Raw genomic sequence first — 19,472 nt, 5'->3', positions numbered from 1 at the left:
GGGGTGGTCGAAGAACTGGCGCACCTTGTCGATCTGGATGGCGTGGTCGCCTTCGCCGAGCCCGGTGTCGGCGAGCGCGTCGGCGAAGTCCTCGCGGTACTGGCGGCAGCTCGAGAACGAGCTGTACGCGCTGGTGGCGATGGCGAGGAGCGTCCGATCGCCCGCGGATGCGGCATCCCGCACCGCCTCGTCGAGGTACGGCGCCCAGTTGCGGTTGCCCCAGTAGACGGGGATGTCGATCGCCCGCCGGGCGAGTTCGCCTTCGAGCGCGGCCTTCAGCGCCCGATTCTGGGCATTGATCGGGCTGACGCCGCCGAAGTGACGGTAGTGGTGGGCCACCTCCTCGAGACGCTCGTCGGGGATGCCGCGCCCACGCGTCACGTTGCGGAGGAAGGGGATGACGTCATCCTGTCCTTCTGGTCCGCCGAAGCCGGCGAGCAGGATGCCGTCGTACGCGACCGGCGTCTCGATGTGCGCGGCCCCCGACTGCACCGCCGCCGAGCCGTACGGCACGGTCGCCGCATCCGTTCCGATATCCGAACCCGATGTCACACGCTCCACAGCCACGCCACCATCCTTTCATCTCCGCGGCCTGCCATAGGCTGGAGCGGTTGCCAGCGTCGGCCCACGAGTCCGCGCGCGCGAAAAACGACCCGCCTACCATGGGAGCAGAGCAGTGCCTGGAGAGAACCTCACCCGCATCGAGGCGCAGGAGCGCCGCGCCATCATCGATCCTTCGGCCCTTCGACAAGCTCAGGACGACGCGAGCCCAGGAGCCGGAATCTCTTATGAGGTGCAGCTCGACCTCATGAAGGGCGCCGATGTCTTCGGGTCTCGCACGCTCGTGCGCTTCGGCGCCACACCGGGAGCCGACACCTTCATCGATCTGATCGCGGGAACCGTGCACAGCATCACGCTCAACGGCGCCGACGTGCCGGTGTCGGCGTTCGCCGACTCGCGCATCGCGCTGACAGGTCTGCAGACCGAGAACGAGCTGATCGTCGACGCCGACTGCCTCTACACGAACACGGGCGAGGGACTGCACCGCTTCGTCGATCCCGTCGACGGCGAGGTCTACCTGTACTCCCAGTTCGAGGTGCCCGACTCGCGGCGGGTGTTCGCGGTGTTCGAGCAGCCCGACCTGAAGGCGACGTTCCAGTTCACGGTCACCGCGCCCGAGCCGTGGAAGGTCATCTCGAACTCGCCGACACCCGAGCCCAAGAGGCATGGCGACGGCAGCGCCACGTGGACCTTCGAGGCGACGCCCCGCATCTCGTCGTACATCACGGCGCTCATCGCCGGTCCGTACGAAGCGACGTTCTCGGAGCTGACCAGCTCCTCCGGCCGGGTCATCCCCCTCGGCGTGTACGCCCGCAAGAGCCTGTGGCAGCACCTCGACGCGGACTACATCTTCGACAAGACCCGCGAAGGCTTCGCGTACTACGAGGAGAAGTTCGACTATCCGTACCCGTTCGCGAAGTACGACCAGCTGTTCGTGCCCGAGTTCAACGCGGGCGCCATGGAGAACGCGGGGGCGGTGACCTTCACCGAGACCTACGTCTTCCGCAGCAAGGTCACCGACGCCGTCAAGGAGCGTCGCGTCGTCACGATCCTGCACGAGCTCGCCCACATGTGGTTCGGCGACCTCGTCACGATGACGTGGTGGAACGACCTCTGGCTCAACGAGTCGTTCGCGGAGTGGGCGTCCACGATCGCCACGGCAGAGGCCACCGAGTGGACCGAGGCCTGGACGACGTTCAACGCCATGGAGAAGACCTGGGCGTACCGCCAGGACCAGCTCCCCTCCACACACCCGGTCGTGGCGACGATCAACGACCTCGAGGACGTCCAGGTCAACTTCGACGGCATCACCTACGCGAAGGGCGGCTCGGTGCTCAAGCAGCTCGCCGCCTGGGTCGGGATCGAGCAGTTCTTCGCCGGCGTCGCGTCGTACTTCAAGAAGAACGAGTGGGGCAACACCGAGCTCGCCGATCTGCTCACGGAGCTCGAGACGACGAGCGGCCGTGACCTCGGCACGTGGTCGAAGAAGTGGCTCGAGACGGCGGGAGTCAACACGCTCTCCCCCGTCCTCGCCGAAGACGCACAGGGCGTCATCACGCGCTTCGCGATCACGCAGACCGCCCCGGCGGACTACCCGACGATCCGCCCCCACCGTCTCGGCGTCGGCTTCTACAACGTGCAGGGCGGCGCCCTCGAGCGCGTGCACAACGTGGAAATCGACGTCGACGGCGACCTCACCGAGGTGCCTCAGCTCAAGGGCCTGAAGCGCCCGGATCTCGTGCTGCTCAACGACGGCGACCTGGCCTACGCCAAGATCCGGCTCGACGAGCGCTCGCTTCAGACCGCGATCGCGCACCTCGGAGACATCGCCGACCCGCTCGCGCGCTCGCTCGTGTGGGGCGCCGCGTGGGACCAGACGCGCGACGCCGAAGCATCACCCAGCGACTACATCGACCTCGTGCTGCGGAACATCGGTCGCGAGACCGAATCGACGACGGTGCGCACGACGCTGGCTCAGCTGCAGCTCGCCGCGAACGCCTATGTCTCGCCCGAGAAGCGCGATGCCACCCGCGCCAAGGTCGCCGACGGCCTGTGGGCGCTCGCGCAGGCCGCCGAAGCGGGCAGCGACAGCCAGCTGCAGTTCGTCACCGCCTTCGCCAGCGCCGCCGCCACGCCCGCGCACTGGGAGACGGTGCGCGCCGTGCGCGAGGGCGACGTCACCCTCGAAGGCCTGGATGTCGACACCGACCTGTCGTGGCAGCTGCTCGTCTCGCTCGCCGCGGGCGGCGTGGCCGACGCCGACGCGATCGACGCGGCCCTCGCCGCCGACAACACAGCCAAGGGCGGGGAGTTCGCCGCGCAGGCCCGCGCGTCGATCCCGACGGCCGAGGCCAAGCGCGCGGCATGGGCGTCGCTCATCGACAACGACGACCTGCCGAACACGATCGTGCGCTCGACGGCGCTGGGCTTCCAGCATCCCGCGACCGTCGCCCAGCTCGGCGACTTCGTGCAGCCCTACTTCGACATGCTGCTGCCCATTTGGGAAGCCCGGTCGTACCAGATCGCGCAGTACCTGATCGTGGGGCTCTACCCGGCACCCCTCGCGAACGTCGCCTTGCGCGACGCCACGCGCGCGTGGCTGGCCGCCAACCGCGACGCCGCCCCGGCGCTCCGTCGCCTCGTGGACGAGAACCTCGCAGGCGTCGAACGCGCGCTGGCCGTACAGGACCGGGACGCGCAGTAGGACACACCGAATGGATGCCGCGGGCCCAGGTGGCTCGCGGCATCCGTCGTTAGGATCGGAACGATGGACACACTCTCCCTCGACGTGCCCGACGTGACCGAACCCACTTTCTGGACCGAACTGCTCGCCGCGCTCGGCGCCATCGGGCTCGACCTGCTGGCCGTGGCCGGCGTCATCGTCGGAGCGATGCTGCTGACGTGGATCCTCAGGCTCGTCATCCGGCGGGTCGTGTCGCGCATCGTGAACGGCGCGAAGTCGAAGGCCAACGTCGACGACACCCGGGCGCTCGATCGCTCGCCGCTCGCGGCGGTCCGCGTCGTTCAGCGCACCCGCACCCTCGGCTCGATCCTGCAGAACATCGTCAACGTGACGATCGTCGTCATCGGGCTCGTCCTGATCCTGCACATCCTGTTCCCCGACGTGCTCGGATCGATAACGCTCTTGACGGCCGCGATCGGCGCGGGCCTCGGCTTCGGCGCCCAGAACATCGTGAAGGACGTGCTCAACGGCATCTTCATCGTCGCCGAAGACCAGGTGGGCATCGGGGATGTCGTCGACCTGGGACTCGCGACGGGCATCGTCGAGTACGTCAGCGTCCGGGTGACGCACGTGCGCGACGTGAACGGCACGCTCTGGTACGTGCGCAACGGCGAGATCCTCCGCATCGGCAACATGTCGATGGGATGGTCGCGGGTGATCGTCGACCTCGCCGTGCCGGTGGATGCCGACATCGACGAGGTCGAATCCACCATGCTCGCCACCGCGACCGAGCTGTCCAAAGACCCGAAGTGGCGCACCCGCGTGCTGGAGAAGCCCGAGGTGTGGGGCCTGGAGTCCGTCTCCGGCGACGCGCTCGTCATCCGCCTCGTCATCAAGACCCGCTCGAACGCGAAGGACGACGTCGCCCGCGAGCTGCGCATGCGGCTGAAACGGGCGATCGACGAGCTCGGACTCATGCTCCCCCAGCTGAACTCGATCACGCTCAGCGGACTCGAAGGCGCCCAGCGCGTGCGCGGGGCGAACCCACCCAAGACCAAGCCGACCCCGGTGGCGGAGCCTGCCGCCGGCTCCGCGCGGCCGCTCTGGCGCCCCAAGAGGACGCCTCCGCACACTCCTGAGGCACCCAGCGACGGTGACGCATGAGCACCTTCTACGACGAGGTCGGTGGACACGACACGTTCGTGCGGCTTGTGGACGGCTTCTACCGCGGGGTCGCGGAGGATCCCGTGCTTCGCCCGATGTACCCGGAGGACGATCTTGGCCCCGCGGCCGAGCGGCTGACGCTCTTCCTCGAGCAGTACTGGGGCGGTCCCGGGACCTACAGCGAGACGCGGGGACACCCGCGGCTACGGATGCGTCACGGCGGATTCCACGTCAACCCGGACGCGCGCGATCGCTGGCTGGCGCACATGCGCGCATCGGTCGATACGCTCGGGCTCTCACCACTCCACGAGGCGACCCTGTGGGACTACCTGCAGCGGGCAGCGCTCGCGATGGTCAACACGTTCGAGCCCTCCGGAATCGGACCATCCGCCGAGGGTCGCGCACGTGGCACGAACTTCCCCATCGATCCGCCTAGCAAGGAGCCGCAATGACCGCTGCCCACACTGAACACGCCACCGATGTGCTGGTCATCGGCTGGGGCCTCTCCGGGCTCGTCGCCGCCTCCGAGGCGATCATGGCGGGCCGACGGGTCATCATCGTCGACCAGGAGCCGCGGACGAACCTCGGCGGCCAGGCATGGTGGTCGTTCGGCGGCGTCTTCTTCGTCGACTCCCCCGAGCAGCGGCGCATGGGAATCAAGGACTCCCTCGAGCTCGCACGGCAGGACTGGTACGGGAATGCCGCGTTCGACCGCGACGAGGACGAGTGGCCGCGGCGCTGGGCCGAGGCGTACCTCCAGTTCGCCGCAGGAGAGAAGCGGGCGTGGCTGCGTTCGCTGGATGTCGGGTTCTTCCCGGTCGTGGGATGGGCCGAGCGGGGCGGGTACAGCGCCCTCGGGCCCGGCAACTCCGTGCCTCGTTTCCACATCACCTGGGGCACTGGTCCGGGTCTGGTCGCGCCCTTCCAATCGATCATCGAGCGCGGCGAGGTGGAAGGGCGCGTCACGATCCTGCCCCGGCACCGCGTGAGCGCGCTCCGCGACTCCGCGGGCGCGATCACCGGCGCCGCCGGCGACGTGCTCGCTCCCTCCGGCGCGGGGCGCGGCCTGCCCACCTCTCGCGAGGTCGTCGGCTCGTTCGAGATCACCGCCGGCGCCACGATCGTGTCCTCGGGAGGCATCGGCGGCAACCACGACCTCGTGCGCGCGCAGTGGCCCGCCCGTCTCGGCACCCCGCCCGCCGCGATGCTCACGGGCGTGCCCGCCTATGTCGACGGCTCGATGCTCGCGGTCGCGGAATCGGGCGGTGCGAGGCTCATCAACGGCGACCGCATGTGGCACTACGTCGAGGGCATCGAGAACTGGAATCCGGTATGGCCCTCGCACGGCATCCGCATCCTTCCCGGGCCCTCGTCGCTGTGGCTCGACGCGACCGGGACGCGACTGCCCGTGCCGCTCTTTCCGGGCTACGACACGCTGGGCACCCTGGCGCACCTGCGCCAGACCGGCTACGACCACTCGTGGTTCGTGCTCTCGCGCCAGATCATCGAGAAGGAGTTCGCGCTGTCGGGCAGCGAGCAGAACCCCGATCTCACGGGCAAGGATGTCAAGCGCCTCCTGACCGAGCGGCTCGGCAAAGGTCCGATGGCGCCCGTGCAGGCGTTCATGGACAAAGGGGCCGACTTCGTCGTCCGCGACAATCTGGCCGATCTGATCACCGGGATGCAGGCGCTGCCGGGCGGCGACGCGCTCGACCGCGACCGGGTGATCGCCGAGGTCGAGGCCCGCGATCGCGAGATCGAGAACGACTTCACGAAAGACGCGCAGATCGCCATGCTGCGCTCGGCGCGGGCGTACCTGGGTGACAAGCTGATCCGCACCGCGTCACCGCACCGCCTGCAGGACCCGAAGGCGGGCCCGCTCATCGCCGTCAAGCTGCACGTGCTGACGCGCAAGTCGCTCGGCGGAATCGAGACCGACCTGCACGGCCGGGCGCTCGGCGCGGACGGCAACCCGATCTCGGGGCTGTACGCCGCGGGCGAGGCGAGCGGGTTCGGCGGCGGCGGTGTGCACGGCTACCGCGCCCTCGAAGGCACGTTCGTGGGCGGATGCCTCTTCTCGGGCCGCCAGGCGGGCCGAGCTGCCGCGGAGTCGGTCTAGCCGCCGGGTCGCAGCGGTCGGTGGCTCAGCCGGCGCGGCCCGTGCTGCGCACGGCCGTGAGCCCCATCGCGGCGGGACCCCTGACCAGCAGGTGACCCCTGCTGAGACTCACGCGCGTCCAGGCGCCCGCCGTGAACACGCGGGCGTGCTCTGTGCCGGAGATGAAACCGAGGGCCACCGCCGCGAAGGCGATGCCGAGCGGGAGATCGTGCCACTCGGGCACGCTCTCGCCCCAGACACCCGCGCGCACGCGGTGCACGACTTCCTCGCCGGCACCCGGCGGCAGCGCCGACGCGACCCGCGCCATGCCGTCGTGCGCCCGTGCGGCCAAGGCCGACGCGTCGAGCTCGCCGGCCGCGACCCAGCCGCCCCGCGGCGGCGAGACACCAGCCCACGCGGCGCGGGTCGCGGCGTCGGGCAGCACGATCGCGTCTTCGTCCGCCGCGGCCGTGAGCAGGCTCGCCTCGACGATGAGGTCGCACTCGAGTTCGGGATCGACCGCCAGGGTGCGAAGCGCCAGCACCGTGGGCGTCGGATCGACGAGGTCGCGAGGGACCAAGGCGGCCGCGGTCATCGCGAGCACGCCCGCGCTCGCGCGGAGCCGCACCGTCGGGTCGGCGAGGCGGGCGGCTCGCGAGGCGAAGGTGAGAGCGTCATCGCGGCTCTCGCGGTCGGGAAAACGGAGGCGCTCGGACATCCCCCATAAACTACCAAGTGGCCCGGCATGCCCCATCCGAGCCGGGGAGGGTGCGACCCGTGACAGAGACGACCGACGTGCATGAGCGGGCCGCGGCATCCGTGTCTCTCATGCTGGCAACGCTCGATCTGACGCCCACGCACGACCCGTCGGAACTCGACGCCTTCGTGGGAGACTCAGAGCCGATGCCCCACGGTCGCGTGTTCGGTGGGCAGGTGCTCGCCCAGTGCGTCATCGCGGCGAGCCGCACGGTCGATCCGGATCGGGCCGTGCACTCCATGCACGGCTACTTCCTCCGCCCGGGCGATCCCGATCAGCAGATCGTCTTCACGGTCGACCGCATCCACGACGGGCGATCGTTCGCAGCGCGGCGCACACAGGCATTCCAGGAGGGTCAGCCGATCTTCTCGATGATCGCATCGTTCCAGCGACGCGAGGAGGGTCTCGAACACTTCGCGCCGATGCCCGAGGGCATCCCGCAGCCCGAGGATCTCCCGGCGATCGAAGACAGGATCTCGTTCGAGCATCCCCTCACGCGCCGGCTCATCCAGGACCGCCCGGTGGAGCTGCGGCACGTCTCCGCGCCGATCTACCTCGCACCCGATCCGCAGCGATCGGCGTCGCAGGCGCTCTGGATCCGCGTGCGTCGCCCCATCGGCGACGATCCGACCCTGCACGCCGCGGTGCTGGCGTACATGACCGACATCTCGATACAGGAGCCGATCCTCCGCGCGCACGGCCAGGCGTGGGCGAACCCCAGGCTGAAGCTCGCGAGCCTCGATACGGCGCTGTGGTGGCATCGTCCCGGCCGTGCCGACGAATGGCTGCTCTACGTGCAGGAGTCGCCGAGCGCGAGCAGCGGGCGCGGGCTCGCCACGGGCAGGCTGTACTCGCAGGGCGGTGACCTCGTTGCGAGCGTCGCCCAGGAGGTCGTCGTCCGCATCGGGGCGTGACCGCTCCCGGCGGCGCACTCGCTGCGGTGCTCGCCTCGGCGCTCAGCGCCGCAGGTGGATGGGCTCGTCCAGGTATTCCTCGAAGGCGGCGCGCTCCTCCTGGCTGAATCGAACGGGCGCGCCGGATTCGGCATCCACCTTCACGACCACCGTGCTCGCACGGGCGTACACGACCTGCGGGGGCGTCTCGGCAGGGCTGCAGATCTCGTAGCAGACCTCGATGCTGGAGCCGCCGACCTTGCCGAACCACATCTGCACATCGAGCGGATGCCGCTGGTACGGCACGGGCTGGAGGTAGACGATCTCCTGCCGGGCGATCAACGTGAGCAGGCCGCTCGCGTGCCCCGACTCCAGCACGGCGGTCGACGGCGCCGCGGGACCTTCGTCCGCGCGCCAGAAGGCGCGCACGCGCGCCTCCTCGAGGAGCTTCAGCATCGACGTGTTGTTGACGTGGTTGTACGCGTCGAGGTCGCCCCACCGGAGGTGGATGGGCACGTGGATGCGCGGCCGCCCGGGAACGGGGGGTCCGCTCGGGTGATCAGTCACGAGTGAGCTTGCGGTACGTCGAACGGTGCGGCTTGGCGGCATCGGGTCCGAGGCGCTCGATCTTGTTCTCCTCGTACGCCTCGAAGTTCCCCTCGAACCAGTACCACTTGTCGGGCTGGTCGTCGGTTCCCTCGTAGGCGAGGATGTGGGTCGCGATGCGGTCGAGGAACCACCGATCGTGCGTGATGACCACGGCGCAGCCGGGAAACTCCAGGAGCGCGTTCTCGAGGCTGCCGAGGGTCTCGACATCCAGGTCGTTCGTGGGCTCATCGAGCAGCAGCAGGTTGCCGCCCTGTTTCAGCGTGAGGGCGAGGTTGAGGCGGTTGCGCTCACCTCCCGAGAGCACGCCCGCCTTCTTCTGCTGATCGGGTCCTTTGAACCCGAACTGCGACACGTAGGCGCGCGAGGGGATCTCGACCTTGCCGACCTGGATGAAATCCTGCCCGTCCGACACGACCTCCCAGAGGTTCTTGTTCGGGTCGATGCCGCCACGGCTCTGGTCGACATAGGAGATGTCGACCGTCTCGCCGATCTTGAGCTCTCCGGCATCCAGCGGCTCGATACCGACGATCGTCTTGAACAGTGTCGTCTTTCCCACGCCGTTCGGGCCGATGATCCCGACGATGCCGTTGCGGGGCAGCGTGAACGAGAGATCGCCGATGAGTCGGCGGCCGTCGAAGCCCTTCTCGAGCTTCTTGCCCTCCAGCACGATCTGGCCGAGGCGCGGCCCTGGCGGGATCTGGATCTCGTCGAAGTCGAGCTTGCGCGTGCGGTCCGCCTCGGCGGCCATCTCCTCATACCGCGCGAGGCGCGACTTCGACTTGGTCTGGCGGCCTTTGGCGTTGCTGCGCACCCATTCGAGTTCGCTCGCGAGACGCTTGGCGAGCTTGGCGTCCTTCTTGCCCTGGACCTGCAGTCGTTCCTGCTTCTTCTCGAGGTACGTCGAATAGTTGCCCTCGTAGGGGTAGAGGCGACCGCGGTCGACCTCGCATATCCACTCGGCGACGTGATCCAGGAAGTACCGGTCGTGGGTCACGGCGAGCACGGCGCCGGGGTATTTGGCGAGGTGCTGCTCGAGCCAGAGCACGCTCTCGGCGTCGAGGTGGTTCGTGGGCTCGTCGAGGAGCAGCAGGTCGGGTTTCTGCAACAGCAGTTTGCAGAGCGCGACGCGGCGCTTCTCACCGCCCGAGAGATTCGACACCACGGCCTCGGGGGGCGGTGTCCGCAAGGCATCCATCGCCTGCTCGAGCTGGGAGTCGAGATCCCACGCGTCGGCGGCGTCGATGTCTTCCTGGAGGGTGCCCATCTCTGCGAGGAGCGCGTCGAAGTCCGCGTCGGGGTCGGCCATCAGCGCGGAGATCTCGTTGAAGCGGGTGATCTTGCCCATGATGGGCCCCACACCCTGCTGCACGTTCTCGAGCACCGTGAGGTGCTCGTCGAGCACGGGCTCCTGCATGAGGATGCCGACGCTGTAGCCCGGTGAGAGCTTGGCCTCGCCGTTGCTCGGAGTATCGAGGCCGGCCATGATCTTGAGGATCGTGGACTTTCCGGCCCCGTTCGGGCCGACGACGCCGATCTTCGCGCCGGGGAGGAACGCCATCGTGACGTCGTCGAGGATTACCTTGTCGCCGACCGCCTTGCGGGCCCGCACCATCGAGTAGATGTATTCAGCCATATCGTCACCAGTCTATTGGCCGGGTGTTCCCCACCAGGCACACGCCCCCTTCGAGGGCCCGCGCCACGATGGCCACGGGCGCGCCCGTCGCCGGCCCGACCTGCCCGATCAGGCACTCGGCTCCCCAGAGCACCGAGAACTGGATGCTCTCCGCGGCGTTCCCGACCGTCGACACGTCCGCGGTCACTTGCATGCCGGCCTTGTCGAACCCGGCGGCGGCGAGGGCGTCGACGTACGCGCGGCCCTGGTCTCGGGCATCCGTCGCCCACACCTGCTCGGTCACCGCCCTGAACAACGGCAGGTTGTCGGCGGCCGACCCGTCCGGTGCGAGCACGGGCTCCGAGATCGAGGGGGTCGCACTCGGGGTGGGCTCGGTGGAACCCGTCCCGGAGGGAACGGCCGACGTCGTCGGCGCGGGGGCGGGGGCGCTGCACCCCGCCAGTCCCAGGGTGCTCGAGAGTGCGAGACCCGCGAACACCAGAACGGCGCGGCGTCGGTCGGGGCGGCGGGTCACCCAGTGAGTCTAGGGCCGCCGTCCCGAACGATCGCCCCGAACGATCGCGGAGAGTCGTCAGAACGGGGCGTCGACCGCGACCGGGTCGTCGGCGCCGGCTTCGGCGGTGTCCCACTCCGTGACAGGCGATGACGATCCCGGTGGGGTCCAGGCCGCGGCGCCCGGGTCCGCGCTCTGCAGCGCGTCCGTCTCGGCGGGGTCCGCGGGCGGCTGATTCGCTTCGTCCTTGCGGAAGCGCGACGTGCCCCACAGCAGGTCGTGGCCGACCGCGTCGGCGTCGATCTCGGCGGTGAAGCCCTTCTTCGTGCCGTTGTCCCACTCCCGCAGGCGGAGTTTGCCCGTGGCGATGACGCGCTCGCCCTTGTGGAACGACTCGTACGCGTGCTCCGCGAGCGCGCGGAAGGTCGAGACCGTGTACCAGTTGGTCTCTCCGTCGATCCAGCCGCCGCTGTTGCGATCGTAGCGTCGCTGGCTGCTCGCCACGCGGAAGCTCGTGATCACGACGCCCGCTGGGGTGACCCTGCGCTCCGGCGGCGTCGCGATGTTTCCCGTGATCGTGATGGTGTCGCTCATGATGCATCCCTTTCTGCGGGGACCGTCCCCGCCGTGTCCGGGCACCGGTGTGCCATCCGGCGCCCGAACTGGGATCAGCGTGCCCTCCGCCGCCCGCCCCGAACGCACATCGGGCTCGAACTGTGAAAGTTCGGGCCCGCCGACCGGGTGTGCAGGAATCGATGGTCCCGTGGGCTGACGAACGAGACGCCGCGGACCGCTCACGGAGCGGACGAGGATGCGTCGAGTTCGAGTGTCGGAGGTCGAATGTATCTTCGACACTGCAAGGAGGTTCCATGACGATTCCCATGTCGACGACGGTGGATGCCGTCACCGACGACTCTGCGGCTGAACCCCGCCTCTCACCCGACGCGCGTGAGCGCATCCAGCGTGCGGGGCGCGACCTGTGGCGCGTGCTCGATCCGTCGGGGCACGTGATCGGTCACGTCCAGAGCCTTCGACATCCGCTCGGAACGAGGTTCGTCGCCAAGCGTTACCACGCGCCGACGACGAGGTTTCGTGAACTCGGCGAGTTCTGGTCGGCCGATGACGCGGCCGCGTGCCTGCGGTACTCGGTGTGACGGGTCAGATCACCGACGACAGGGGTTCGACGCCCTCGAGCGGCACACCCTGGGCGAGATCCGCCCACGCGTCGGCGAGGATGTCGACGGCGCGCTCCATGGTGTGCCGCGACACGGTGAAGGGAATGCGGATGTGCCGCTCGTGGCCGCCATCGACCGCGAATCGCGGGCCGGCAGAGAGGAGCAGTCCGCGACGGCGCGCCGTCATCACGAGGCTCGAGCTGAGCGGCTCGCCGAGGCCGACCCACAGGGAGACTCCGCCGTGCACGCGGGGCACATCCCACGCGGGCAGGCGCTCGGCGAGGGTCTCGACGGCCGCGTCGCGGCCCTCGCGCAGGAGACCGGATCGCTGCGTCAGGATGCCGGGCATCTGGGGGAAGAGCTGCTCGGCGACCGCCTGCTCGAACTCGGGCGTACCCAGGTCGAAGGCCGTGCGCGCCGCTACCAGCCGACGGATCGTGTCGATCTCGGCGCGGATCCAGCCGACGCGAAGCCCTCCCCACACGGTCTTTCCCAGCGATCCGATGGTCACGATCGACACGCCGCCGACGCCGGCCGCGGTCGCCGCGAACGGAGGATGTGTCTCGGGACGGTCGATGCCGAGCTCGGCCGTCGTCTCATCGATGATGAGGGTCGCACCGACCTGACGCGCCGCCTCGGCGAACGCCACGCGCTCCGCCGCACTCATGCTTCCCCCCGTGGGGTTCTGGAAGTCGGGCATGAGGTACGCCGCCGTGGGCACCGCTCGACGGAACGCGTGGTCGGCCCGTTCGAGATCCCACCCGTGCCCGCTCACGACGGGGACGCCGACGAGGCGGGCGCCGCATCCACGGAACGCATCGGCGGCGTGCGGGTAGGTCGGGGTCTCGATGACCACACGGTCCCCCCGGGAGACGAAGAGCGAAGCGACGAGGGAGATGGCACTCTGGGCGCCGTTGGTCACCATGATCTGCGCCGACGTCGTCGGCAGCCCGCGGGTCGCGTAATGCGCGGCGATGGCCTCCCTCAGGCCCGAGCGCCCGACGACGTCGTAGCCCGTTCTCGTGACGAGGGATGCGGTGCGCCCGGCGGCCTCGGCGTACGCACCGGCGAGCCCCGGCCACGCGGACGGGCTCGCCTGCTGCAGATCGATGACGCCCTCATCGGCGGAGAACCGCCCCGGGGCGCTGCCGCCGAGCGGCAGCGTCACGCTGCCGGATCCGCGCAGGCTCTCGATGTGGCCACTGTCCCTCAGGCTGCGATACGCCGCGGCGACCGTGGTGCGGCTCACGCCGAGGCGCGTCGCGAGTTCCCGCTCTGCCGGCAGCGCCGTGCGAGGCGCGATGCGGTTGTCGAGGCAGAGGAGACGGACGCTGTCGGCGATGGCCTCGTACGCGGGCTCCCTGGTGCGCCACGGGCCGAGCAGCGTCTCCAGGGAACGCGCCGAAAGGCGAGAGTCCATCATGCGGCCACCCTACCAGGATTGGCCTCTTGGCCAACATCCAATTCCGGTATTGGATTGCATGCATGACCCGGCGCGTGCTCCAGTTGCTCATCGGCCTTGTGCTCTACGGGGCGGGTGCCGCGCTGACCGTGGAAGCCGGGCTCGGCGTCGACCCGTGGACCGTGCTCGCTCAGGGCATTTCCCTGCACACCGGCATCGGCATCGGGTGGGTCACGAACATCCTCGGGTTCTTTGTACTGCTGCTCTGGATCCCGCTGCGGCAGAGACCCGGGCTCGGAACGATCGCGAACATCCTTTTCGTCGGCACGAGCATGCAGGCCACCCTCACCCTGGTGCAGGTCCCTGCGGGCCTCGGGTATCAGATCCTGGCGCTCGCCCTCGGCATCCTGCTCGTCGCGCTGGCGTCGGGACTGTACATCGGGGCGCACTTCGGCCCGGGGCCCCGCGACGGATTGATGACCGGAATCCGATCCCGGTTCGGGTGGCCGATCTGGCTGGCGCGCGGCACGGTCGAGATCACGGTGCTGATCATCGGCTGGCTGCTCGGCGGCACCGTCGGCATCGGCACGGTGGCCTTCGCCTTCCTCATCGGACCACTCGTGCACATCGCCCTGCCGCTGCTCGACACCGCGAAGCAGGGGACCGCGCGGGAGGGCACCGCGAAGCCCCGCACCGCGAAGCGCCCCGGACCCGGTGTCAGTGCTCCCGGAACTCCGGCCACGCGGAGCCCGGCTTGAGCTGTGAGAACAGGGCGTTCTTCGCGACCTCCATCGTCGGATACGTACCGGCGGGCGCATCGCGTCCGATCATCCTGACGGTGTAGTCATCGCCCTCCTGCTGGATGGTCCCCACTGCCCCGGCGGGGCCATGGGCCACCCACAGGCGGTGTGTCTGGGTATTCGTCATGTCTCGACTCCTTCCGCCATGCCGACGTTACGCCCGCCCTTGCACGCGCACCAGCCCCGGCGTCCGGCGTGTCGAGCACGGGCCCGGTAGCCTGGATGCTGCGACCCCCAGTAGCTCAGTGGATAGAGCAGCGGCCTTCTAATCCGCTGGTCGCAGGTTCGAATCCTGCCTGGGGGACTCCGCCCGTCCGGCATTCGGCCCCGTCAGCCGCCCTGTCGGCCCCCGTCATTAGGATGGACCGCATGGTGGGGGCTACGGAGAACGACCGGCTGGTCTGGATCGACTGTGAGATGACAGGACTCGACGTCGCCGTCGACGAGCTCGTCGAGATCGCCGTCGTCGTGACGGATTTCGAGTTGCGGCCGCTCGATGCCGGATTCCACGTCGTGATCAAGCCCGACGACAGCGCGATGGCGAACATGAGCGAATTCGTCACGGAGATGCACCGTTCGTCCGGGCTGCTCGATGAGATCCCCCACGGCGTGAGCCTCGCGGAGGCGGAATTCCTCACCCTGGAGTACATCCAGAGGTTCGTCCCCCTCGGAGGCAAGGCCCCCTTGGCGGGCAACACCATCGGAACGGATCGCATGTTCCTTGCGACATATATGCCGCGCGTCGATCGGTGGTTGCACTACCGCAACGTCGACGTGTCCAGCATCAAAGAGCTCTCGCGGCGCTGGTACCCCCGGGCGTACATCCACGCGCCCTCGAAGGATGGCGGGCACCGCGCCCTCGCCGACATCCTCGAATCGATCCGCGAACTCGTCTATTACCGGCACGCGGTATTCGTGCCGCCACCGGGACCGACCAGCGACGGCGCGCGCGCCGCAGCGGCCTCGGCCGTGTCGGCGTTCGCTGCCGACGTGTAATAGAATCGTCTGGTCCCGCGAACGCGGGCACATGGTGGGTATAGCTCAGTTGGTAGAGCGCGGCCTTGTGGTGGCCGATGTCGCGGGTTCGAGCCCCGTTACTCACCCCAAATGAACGAGGCAGAGTTCGACTGATGATCGAAATGGATGCCGAGACGTTCGAGTCACTCGTGGTGGACGAGCTGGACCTGCTGCCTGACGAAATGGTCGGGGGCCTCGACAACGTCGTGTTCGTCGTCGAGGACCGCCCCGAGGACGGCAGCCTCGACCTGCTGGGCCTGTACGACGGACTCGCGCTGACCGAGCGCGACCGCTACGGGCAAGGGGAACTGCCCGACCGGATCATCGTGTACCGCGAACCGCATCTCGAGGTCTGCGACGACGTGGACGAGCTCCGCGAGGAGGTGCACACGACCCTCGTGCACGAGATCGCGCACTTCTACGGCATCGACGACGAGCGACTGCACGAACTGGGCTGGGCGTGACGACCGCACTCGCGCTTCCCGAGCAGACGGAGGATCCGGGCCTCGACGAATCCCCGGATCCCACGCGCCCCTGGGAGACGGTGGTGTGGAACGATCCCGTGAACCTCATGTCGTACGTCGTGCGGGTGTTCCGGGAGTACTTCGGGTTCTCCGCGGCGAAGGCCAACGAGCGCATGCTGGCCGTGCACCACGACGGCCACGCCGTGGTCGCGGAGGGCCCGCGGGAGCAGATGGAGCTTCATGCCCAGGCCATGCACGACTACGGACTGTGGGCCACCGTGCGAAGGGCAGGTTCATGAGCGACCGGATGCTGATCCTGACGATCACCCGCATCGAAGCGGATCATCTCGCCGATCTCGTGACGCAGTTCTCGGAGCTGCTCGACGAGACGCGAACCGATGCCGATTCCGCGATCGATCCCGCCGTCGCCCGGCTCGTTCCGGACGTGTATCCGGATGACGCCGAGGCGTCATCCGAGTTCCGGCGCGCGACCCAGTCCGACCTGCTCGGCCGACGCGGGCAGGACGCAGAGCGTGTGCTCTCCGACCTGCGCGGCACCGTCGATTCGCATACCAAGGACGATGCTGCGCGGCCCGTCGACATCGCCCTCGACGAAGACGGCGTGCGCGCGTGGATGCGCACCCTCACGGCCATCCGCCTCGTCATCGCCTCCCGCCTCGGGATCGAGGACGAGGACGATCGCGACGAGGACGACCCGCGCTTCGGCGTGTACGACTGGCTCGGCTATCGACTCGAAGGCCTGATCCAGGCATCCGAACCCTGATCGGCGTGCGCGGGCTACGGCATCGCGAAGACGTGGGTCGCCTGCAAAGCCGGCTCGTCACGCCGCAGATGGCTCTCTTCCTGCTCGGCCCAGCGGTCCCAATGCGGGCGGTACGACTCGCCGTCGCGCGCGAGGGCGCGTCGCTTGCGCGAGTGGAGCGGAGCATCGAGCAGCACGCGCAGGTCGGCGAGTCGGGCCGTCGCCGGTGTGAGGATGCCCGAGCCCTCGACGATCAGCGGCAGCGACGGGTCGACGGCGTGCGCCTCGGCGTACTCGTCGAGGCTCCAGTCGAAGCGCTGCCACACCCCGATGAGACCGCGGGCGTGCGGCGCGAGGATGAGGCTTCGCGCGGCGACCACGCCGTCCTCGAGGCCGTCCCAGCCGGGGTAAATCGAATCCAGGGCGATGAGCTGCACGCGACCGCGCAGGGGCCAGTCCGCCACGAGAGAGCGTGCGAGGCTCGACTTACCAGCACCGCTGCGCCCGTCGATGAGGATGACGGGGTTCGACGCCGAGAGCTGCACGACGGCTTCGCGCAGGGAAGCCGTCGCCCGACGGAGCGCGATCGTGAACGGGTCGGCCTGCGCTGCGCTACCTCTTGAGGGCGCGGATGACACGGCTGAGTGCGCGGCCGGCGACCCACAGGAAGGGGATGGCGACCGCGAGGAAAGACACGAGGTTGGGCTCGAAGCGGAGGTCGTCGCCGCGCCGGACGTAGGCGCCGAGCGGGATGGCGTAACCGCCGCCTCCCCCGCCGCCGTTGCCCGACTCGTCGGAGCCGCCGCCGAAGCCGGACCACGAGATGGCGACGGGGATCAGGCGGATGCCGTCGACGTCCTGCTGCTCGCCGTAGGCGCTGTGGACGCCGAAGGCTGCGGACTGCTTGCCGAGCTCGAGTGCGATGTTGGGCATGAAGTCCACGCTACCGTCCGCGGCTCCCCCTGCCCAGGGTGAAGTGGTCGGTCGGGTCAGTTCACGGCGGACTCATCGCCTGGCCCCGGCTTCGGCGGTCGTGGGTGGGAGGGAAGCGAATCGTGCCGTTGCTTGCGTCCGAGGAAGGCGGCGCGGGTCACCGCGCCCTTTCCGAACCGTGCGGACGCGTCATCCAGCGCGTCGTCGATGCGGCGCCACTCGGCGTCGTCGTCCCACAGGGCGATTCCGCCTCCCCCGGCGGGGCGGAGCTTCTCGGCTCGCACGCCGACCAGCCGCACGGATTGCCGCAGGGCGATCGACGCGAAGAGTTCCCGCGCAGCGTCGCCGATGCGCTGACCGACGGCCGTCGGTTCGGGGAGCGTCTGCGATCGGCTCACCGTCGTGAAGTCGGCGAACCGCACCTTGATCGCGATCGTCGACGATTCCCATCCGCCGGCGCGCAGTCGCGTGGCCACCCGGTCGGCGAGGCGCAGCAGTTCCGCTCGGAGATAGGCCGGGTCTGCGATGTCTTCGTGGAAGGTCTCTTCGTGCCCGACGCTCTTCTCCACGTGGGTCGTGGACACCGCGCGGGCATCGATCCCGCGCGCCAGATGCCAGACGCGTTCGCCCATCGCCGATCCGAGCGCCCGATCGAGCACGTCGCGAGGCGTGTCGAGCACGTCGCCGATCGTGTGGATGCCGCGCCCTTCGAGCGCTTCCGCCGACTTCGGGCCCACACCCCAGAGGGCGCGCACGGGGCGCGGGCGCAGAAACGCATCCGTGCCGGCCTCGGGCACGATCAGCATGCCATCCGGCTTGCAGATGGTCGACGCCATCTTCGCCACATGCTTGGTGGCTGCGACGCCGACACTGCAGGTGATGCCGGTCTCCCGCTGCACGCGATGACGGATGCCGCGGGCGATCTCACCCGGGCTCCCCCACAGCCGCCGGGCCCCGCGCACGTCGAGGAACGCCTCGTCGATCGACAATGGCTCGACGAGCGGGGTCACGTCGCGGAAGATGCGCATCACGTGCGCGGAGACCTCGAGGTACCGCTCGAAGTGCGGGAGCACGACGATGGCCTCCGGGCACAGCCGGAGGGCTTGGGAGACGGGCATTGCGGAGCGGACGCCGAACCGCCGCGCTTCGTACGACGCGCTCGAGACGACCGAGCGGCCCTCCGGGGCTCCGACGACGATCGGCTTGCCGCGGAGCGACGGATCGTCGAGCACCTCGACCGACGCGTAGAACGCGTCCATGTCGACGTGCAGGATCCCCGTGCCCGCGTCGTCGGCACCAGGCAGCGAGACGACCCGCTCGCTTCCGTCACCCCTGCCCATGGCACCATCCTCGCCTGGACCACCGACATCCGGACCACCGACATCCGCACCACCGGAGGCGCTGCGAATGCGGGTCGCTACTCGTCGTCGGCGCCTGCGCGCTCGAGCACGAGCTCGCGCACGCGCGCGGCGTCGGCCTGACCGCGCATGGCCTTCATGACGGCGCCGATGACGGCACCCGCCGCCTGAACCTTGCCGTCGCGGATCTTGGCCAGCACGTCCGGCTGCGATGCCAGCGCCTCATCGATCGCGGCGATGAGCGCGCCATCGTCGGAGACGACCGCGAGGCCGCGCGCGTCGATGACCTCCTGCGGGGTTCCCTCCCCCGCGATGACGCCGCTGAGCACCTGGCGTGCGAGCTTGTCGTTCAAAGTCCCGTCCTCGACCAGCTTCTGCACGGCCGCCACATCCGCGGGCGTCACGAGGTCGGACGCCTCGCGGCCCTCCGCGTTGGCGATGCGGGTGAGCTCACCCGTCCACCACTTACGGGCGGCGGCGGCGCTCGCCCCCGCGGCCACGGTCGCCTCGACCTCGGCGATCAGGCCGCCGTTCGCGACGAGCTGGAACTCGGCATCCGTGAAGCCCCAGTCCGCCTTCAGGCGGCGGCGGCGCTCGGCCGGCCGCTCCGGCAGGGCGGCGCGGAGCTCTTCGATCAGCTCGGCGGAGGGGACGACGGGGAGCAGGTCG

23 protein-coding genes and 2 tRNA genes are annotated in these 19,472 nt (G+C 69.3%); 13 read left to right on the top strand and 12 right to left on the bottom strand.

Going from position 1 to position 19,472, the window contains the following annotated elements; translation table 11 throughout:
* The coding region (locus VNT50_RS02760) for a ferrochelatase (protein ID WP_414683928.1) at positions 1–567 on the bottom strand (567 nt) is incomplete at its 3' end.
* A 109-nt stretch (positions 568–676) separates the two neighbouring features.
* Here VNT50_RS02760 and pepN point away from each other — a divergent pair.
* From pepN to VNT50_RS02740, 4 genes are all read left to right on the top strand, one after another.
* Positions 677–3,265 carry an aminopeptidase N gene (gene pepN, locus VNT50_RS02755; protein WP_325483569.1) on the top strand — a complete coding sequence of 863 codons (2,589 nt, stop codon included), beginning with the start codon at positions 677–679 and terminating at the stop codon, positions 3,263–3,265.
* A gap of 63 nt (positions 3,266–3,328) precedes the next feature.
* A complete protein-coding gene (locus VNT50_RS02750) occupies positions 3,329–4,408 on the top strand; it encodes a mechanosensitive ion channel family protein (RefSeq protein WP_325483568.1) in 1,080 nt (359 codons plus the stop codon).
* A complete protein-coding gene (locus VNT50_RS02745; RefSeq protein ID WP_325483567.1) occupies positions 4,405–4,860 on the top strand; it encodes a globin in 456 nt (151 codons plus the stop codon). Before VNT50_RS02750 ends, VNT50_RS02745 begins: the two co-directional genes overlap by 4 nt.
* On the top strand, positions 4,857–6,527 hold the full coding sequence (locus VNT50_RS02740; RefSeq protein ID WP_325483566.1) for an FAD-binding dehydrogenase: 1,671 nt from the start codon (positions 4,857–4,859) through the stop codon (positions 6,525–6,527). Before VNT50_RS02745 ends, VNT50_RS02740 begins: the two co-directional genes overlap by 4 nt.
* Positions 6,528–6,552: 25 nt before the next feature.
* On the opposite strand, the gene VNT50_RS02735 is transcribed toward VNT50_RS02740, so the two are convergent.
* On the bottom strand, positions 6,553–7,224 hold the full coding sequence (locus VNT50_RS02735) for a DUF8185 domain-containing protein (RefSeq protein WP_325483565.1): 672 nt from the start codon (positions 7,222–7,224) through the stop codon (positions 6,553–6,555).
* Between the two features lie 110 nt (positions 7,225–7,334).
* Here VNT50_RS02735 and VNT50_RS02730 point away from each other — a divergent pair, with 110 nt between their 5' ends.
* Positions 7,335–8,177, top strand: a complete 843-nt coding sequence (locus VNT50_RS02730; protein WP_325483571.1) for an acyl-CoA thioesterase — start codon at positions 7,335–7,337, stop codon at positions 8,175–8,177.
* A gap of 42 nt (positions 8,178–8,219) precedes the next feature.
* Here VNT50_RS02730 and VNT50_RS02725 read toward each other — a convergent pair whose 3' ends face one another.
* The 4 genes from VNT50_RS02725 to ssb are packed head-to-tail and all read right to left on the bottom strand — an operon-like array spanning position 8,220 to position 11,485.
* The gene (locus VNT50_RS02725; protein WP_325483564.1) at positions 8,220–8,723 is read right to left on the bottom strand and encodes an acyl-CoA thioesterase; all 504 of its coding nucleotides are present in this window, start codon (positions 8,721–8,723) and stop codon (positions 8,220–8,222) included.
* The gene (ettA, locus tag VNT50_RS02720) at positions 8,716–10,398 is read right to left on the bottom strand and encodes an energy-dependent translational throttle protein EttA (protein WP_325483563.1); all 1,683 of its coding nucleotides are present in this window, start codon (positions 10,396–10,398) and stop codon (positions 8,716–8,718) included. Before ettA ends, VNT50_RS02725 begins: the two co-directional genes overlap by 8 nt.
* A gap of 4 nt (positions 10,399–10,402) precedes the next feature.
* Positions 10,403–10,912 (bottom strand): DUF6993 domain-containing protein, encoded by a 510-nt coding sequence (locus VNT50_RS02715; protein WP_325483562.1) that lies wholly within the window; start codon positions 10,910–10,912, stop codon positions 10,403–10,405.
* Between the two features lie 57 nt (positions 10,913–10,969).
* The gene (ssb, locus tag VNT50_RS02710) at positions 10,970–11,485 is read right to left on the bottom strand and encodes a single-stranded DNA-binding protein (protein ID WP_325483561.1); all 516 of its coding nucleotides are present in this window, start codon (positions 11,483–11,485) and stop codon (positions 10,970–10,972) included.
* 275 nt (positions 11,486–11,760) lie between these two features.
* On the opposite strand from ssb, the gene VNT50_RS02705 reads away from it, so the two are divergent.
* Positions 11,761–12,045 carry a hypothetical protein gene (locus VNT50_RS02705; RefSeq protein ID WP_325483560.1) on the top strand — a complete coding sequence of 95 codons (285 nt, stop codon included), beginning with the start codon at positions 11,761–11,763 and terminating at the stop codon, positions 12,043–12,045.
* A gap of 4 nt (positions 12,046–12,049) precedes the next feature.
* Here VNT50_RS02705 and yczR read toward each other — a convergent pair whose 3' ends face one another.
* The gene (yczR, locus tag VNT50_RS02700) at positions 12,050–13,486 is read right to left on the bottom strand and encodes a MocR-like transcription factor YczR (RefSeq protein ID WP_414683929.1); all 1,437 of its coding nucleotides are present in this window, start codon (positions 13,484–13,486) and stop codon (positions 12,050–12,052) included.
* A gap of 65 nt (positions 13,487–13,551) precedes the next feature.
* On the opposite strand from yczR, the gene yczE reads away from it, so the two are divergent.
* The gene (gene yczE / locus VNT50_RS02695) at positions 13,552–14,226 is read left to right on the top strand and encodes a membrane protein YczE (protein WP_325483558.1); all 675 of its coding nucleotides are present in this window, start codon (positions 13,552–13,554) and stop codon (positions 14,224–14,226) included.
* Here the strand turns inward: yczE and VNT50_RS02690 are convergent.
* On the bottom strand, positions 14,186–14,395 hold the full coding sequence (locus VNT50_RS02690) for a methyltransferase (protein ID WP_325483557.1): 210 nt from the start codon (positions 14,393–14,395) through the stop codon (positions 14,186–14,188). The two genes, yczE and VNT50_RS02690, sit on opposite strands and share 41 nt — an antisense overlap.
* Positions 14,396–14,499: 104 nt before the next feature.
* Here VNT50_RS02690 and VNT50_RS02685 point away from each other — a divergent pair.
* The 6 genes from VNT50_RS02685 (at position 14,500) to VNT50_RS02660 (ending at position 16,533) form a co-directional block, all read left to right on the top strand.
* Positions 14,500–14,572 (top strand) — tRNA-Arg (locus VNT50_RS02685).
* Between the two features lie 65 nt (positions 14,573–14,637).
* Complete coding sequence (gene orn / locus VNT50_RS02680; protein ID WP_325483556.1) at positions 14,638–15,264, top strand: oligoribonuclease; 627 nt, start codon at positions 14,638–14,640, stop codon at positions 15,262–15,264.
* Positions 15,265–15,298: 34 nt separating this feature from the next.
* Positions 15,299–15,374: transfer RNA gene (locus VNT50_RS02675), tRNA-His, on the top strand.
* Positions 15,375–15,398: 24 nt separating this feature from the next.
* Complete coding sequence (locus VNT50_RS02670) at positions 15,399–15,749, top strand: metallopeptidase family protein (protein WP_325483555.1); 351 nt, start codon at positions 15,399–15,401, stop codon at positions 15,747–15,749.
* Positions 15,740–16,048 (top strand): ATP-dependent Clp protease adapter ClpS, encoded by a 309-nt coding sequence (gene clpS / locus VNT50_RS02665; RefSeq protein WP_325483570.1) that lies wholly within the window; start codon positions 15,740–15,742, stop codon positions 16,046–16,048. Before VNT50_RS02670 ends, clpS begins: the two co-directional genes overlap by 10 nt.
* On the top strand, positions 16,045–16,533 hold the full coding sequence (locus tag VNT50_RS02660; protein ID WP_325483554.1) for a DUF2017 family protein: 489 nt from the start codon (positions 16,045–16,047) through the stop codon (positions 16,531–16,533). Before clpS ends, VNT50_RS02660 begins: the two co-directional genes overlap by 4 nt.
* A 14-nt stretch (positions 16,534–16,547) precedes the next feature.
* Here the strand turns inward: VNT50_RS02660 and VNT50_RS02655 are convergent, their stop codons facing one another.
* From VNT50_RS02655 to VNT50_RS02640, 4 genes are all read right to left on the bottom strand, one after another.
* The gene (locus VNT50_RS02655; protein ID WP_325483553.1) at positions 16,548–17,150 is read right to left on the bottom strand and encodes a nucleoside/nucleotide kinase family protein; all 603 of its coding nucleotides are present in this window, start codon (positions 17,148–17,150) and stop codon (positions 16,548–16,550) included.
* Positions 17,125–17,445 carry a hypothetical protein gene (locus tag VNT50_RS02650; RefSeq protein ID WP_325483552.1) on the bottom strand — a complete coding sequence of 107 codons (321 nt, stop codon included), beginning with the start codon at positions 17,443–17,445 and terminating at the stop codon, positions 17,125–17,127. Before VNT50_RS02650 ends, VNT50_RS02655 begins: the two co-directional genes overlap by 26 nt.
* Before the next feature lie 56 nt (positions 17,446–17,501).
* The gene (locus VNT50_RS02645; protein WP_325483551.1) at positions 17,502–18,785 is read right to left on the bottom strand and encodes a DNA polymerase IV; all 1,284 of its coding nucleotides are present in this window, start codon (positions 18,783–18,785) and stop codon (positions 17,502–17,504) included.
* Positions 18,786–18,862: 77 nt separating this feature from the next.
* A partial coding sequence (locus VNT50_RS02640) for an Asp-tRNA(Asn)/Glu-tRNA(Gln) amidotransferase subunit GatB (protein WP_491715932.1) occupies positions 18,863–19,472 on the bottom strand: 610 nt, incomplete at its 5' end.

This window comes from Microbacterium sp. (assembly GCF_035554235.1).
In the GTDB taxonomy this organism is placed as follows: Bacteria; Actinomycetota; Actinomycetes; order Actinomycetales; family Microbacteriaceae; genus Microbacterium.
Note: the sequence above shows the minus strand (reverse complement) of the source record. Positions and strands in the feature narration are given on the sequence as shown.

Bases quoted from the DNA above. Each gene is read 5' to 3' on its own strand.
- yczR (WP_414683929.1), bottom strand. From the start codon at position 13,486: ATGGACTCTCGCCTTTCGGCGCGTTCCCTGGAGACGCTGCTCGGCCCG.
- yczE (WP_325483558.1), top strand. From the start codon at position 13,552: ATGACCCGGCGCGTGCTCCAGTTGCTCATCGGCCTTGTGCTCTACGGG.
- VNT50_RS02735 (WP_325483565.1), bottom strand. From the start codon at position 7,224: ATGTCCGAGCGCCTCCGTTTTCCCGACCGCGAGAGCCGCGATGACGCT.
- VNT50_RS02745 (WP_325483567.1), top strand. From the start codon at position 4,405: ATGAGCACCTTCTACGACGAGGTCGGTGGACACGACACGTTCGTGCGG.
- VNT50_RS02670 (WP_325483555.1), top strand. From the start codon at position 15,399: ATGATCGAAATGGATGCCGAGACGTTCGAGTCACTCGTGGTGGACGAG.
- VNT50_RS02705 (WP_325483560.1), top strand. From the start codon at position 11,761: ATGACGATTCCCATGTCGACGACGGTGGATGCCGTCACCGACGACTCT.
- ssb (WP_325483561.1), bottom strand. From the start codon at position 11,485: ATGAGCGACACCATCACGATCACGGGAAACATCGCGACGCCGCCGGAG.
- VNT50_RS02690 (WP_325483557.1), bottom strand. From the start codon at position 14,395: ATGACGAATACCCAGACACACCGCCTGTGGGTGGCCCATGGCCCCGCC.
- VNT50_RS02750 (WP_325483568.1), top strand. From the start codon at position 3,329: ATGGACACACTCTCCCTCGACGTGCCCGACGTGACCGAACCCACTTTC.
- VNT50_RS02730 (WP_325483571.1), top strand. From the start codon at position 7,335: ATGCTGGCAACGCTCGATCTGACGCCCACGCACGACCCGTCGGAACTC.
- VNT50_RS02645 (WP_325483551.1), bottom strand. From the start codon at position 18,785: ATGGGCAGGGGTGACGGAAGCGAGCGGGTCGTCTCGCTGCCTGGTGCC.
- ettA (WP_325483563.1), bottom strand. From the start codon at position 10,398: ATGGCTGAATACATCTACTCGATGGTGCGGGCCCGCAAGGCGGTCGGC.
- orn (WP_325483556.1), top strand. From the start codon at position 14,638: ATGGTGGGGGCTACGGAGAACGACCGGCTGGTCTGGATCGACTGTGAG.
- VNT50_RS02650 (WP_325483552.1), bottom strand. From the start codon at position 17,445: ATGCCCAACATCGCACTCGAGCTCGGCAAGCAGTCCGCAGCCTTCGGC.
- VNT50_RS02660 (WP_325483554.1), top strand. From the start codon at position 16,045: ATGAGCGACCGGATGCTGATCCTGACGATCACCCGCATCGAAGCGGAT.
- VNT50_RS02740 (WP_325483566.1), top strand. From the start codon at position 4,857: ATGACCGCTGCCCACACTGAACACGCCACCGATGTGCTGGTCATCGGC.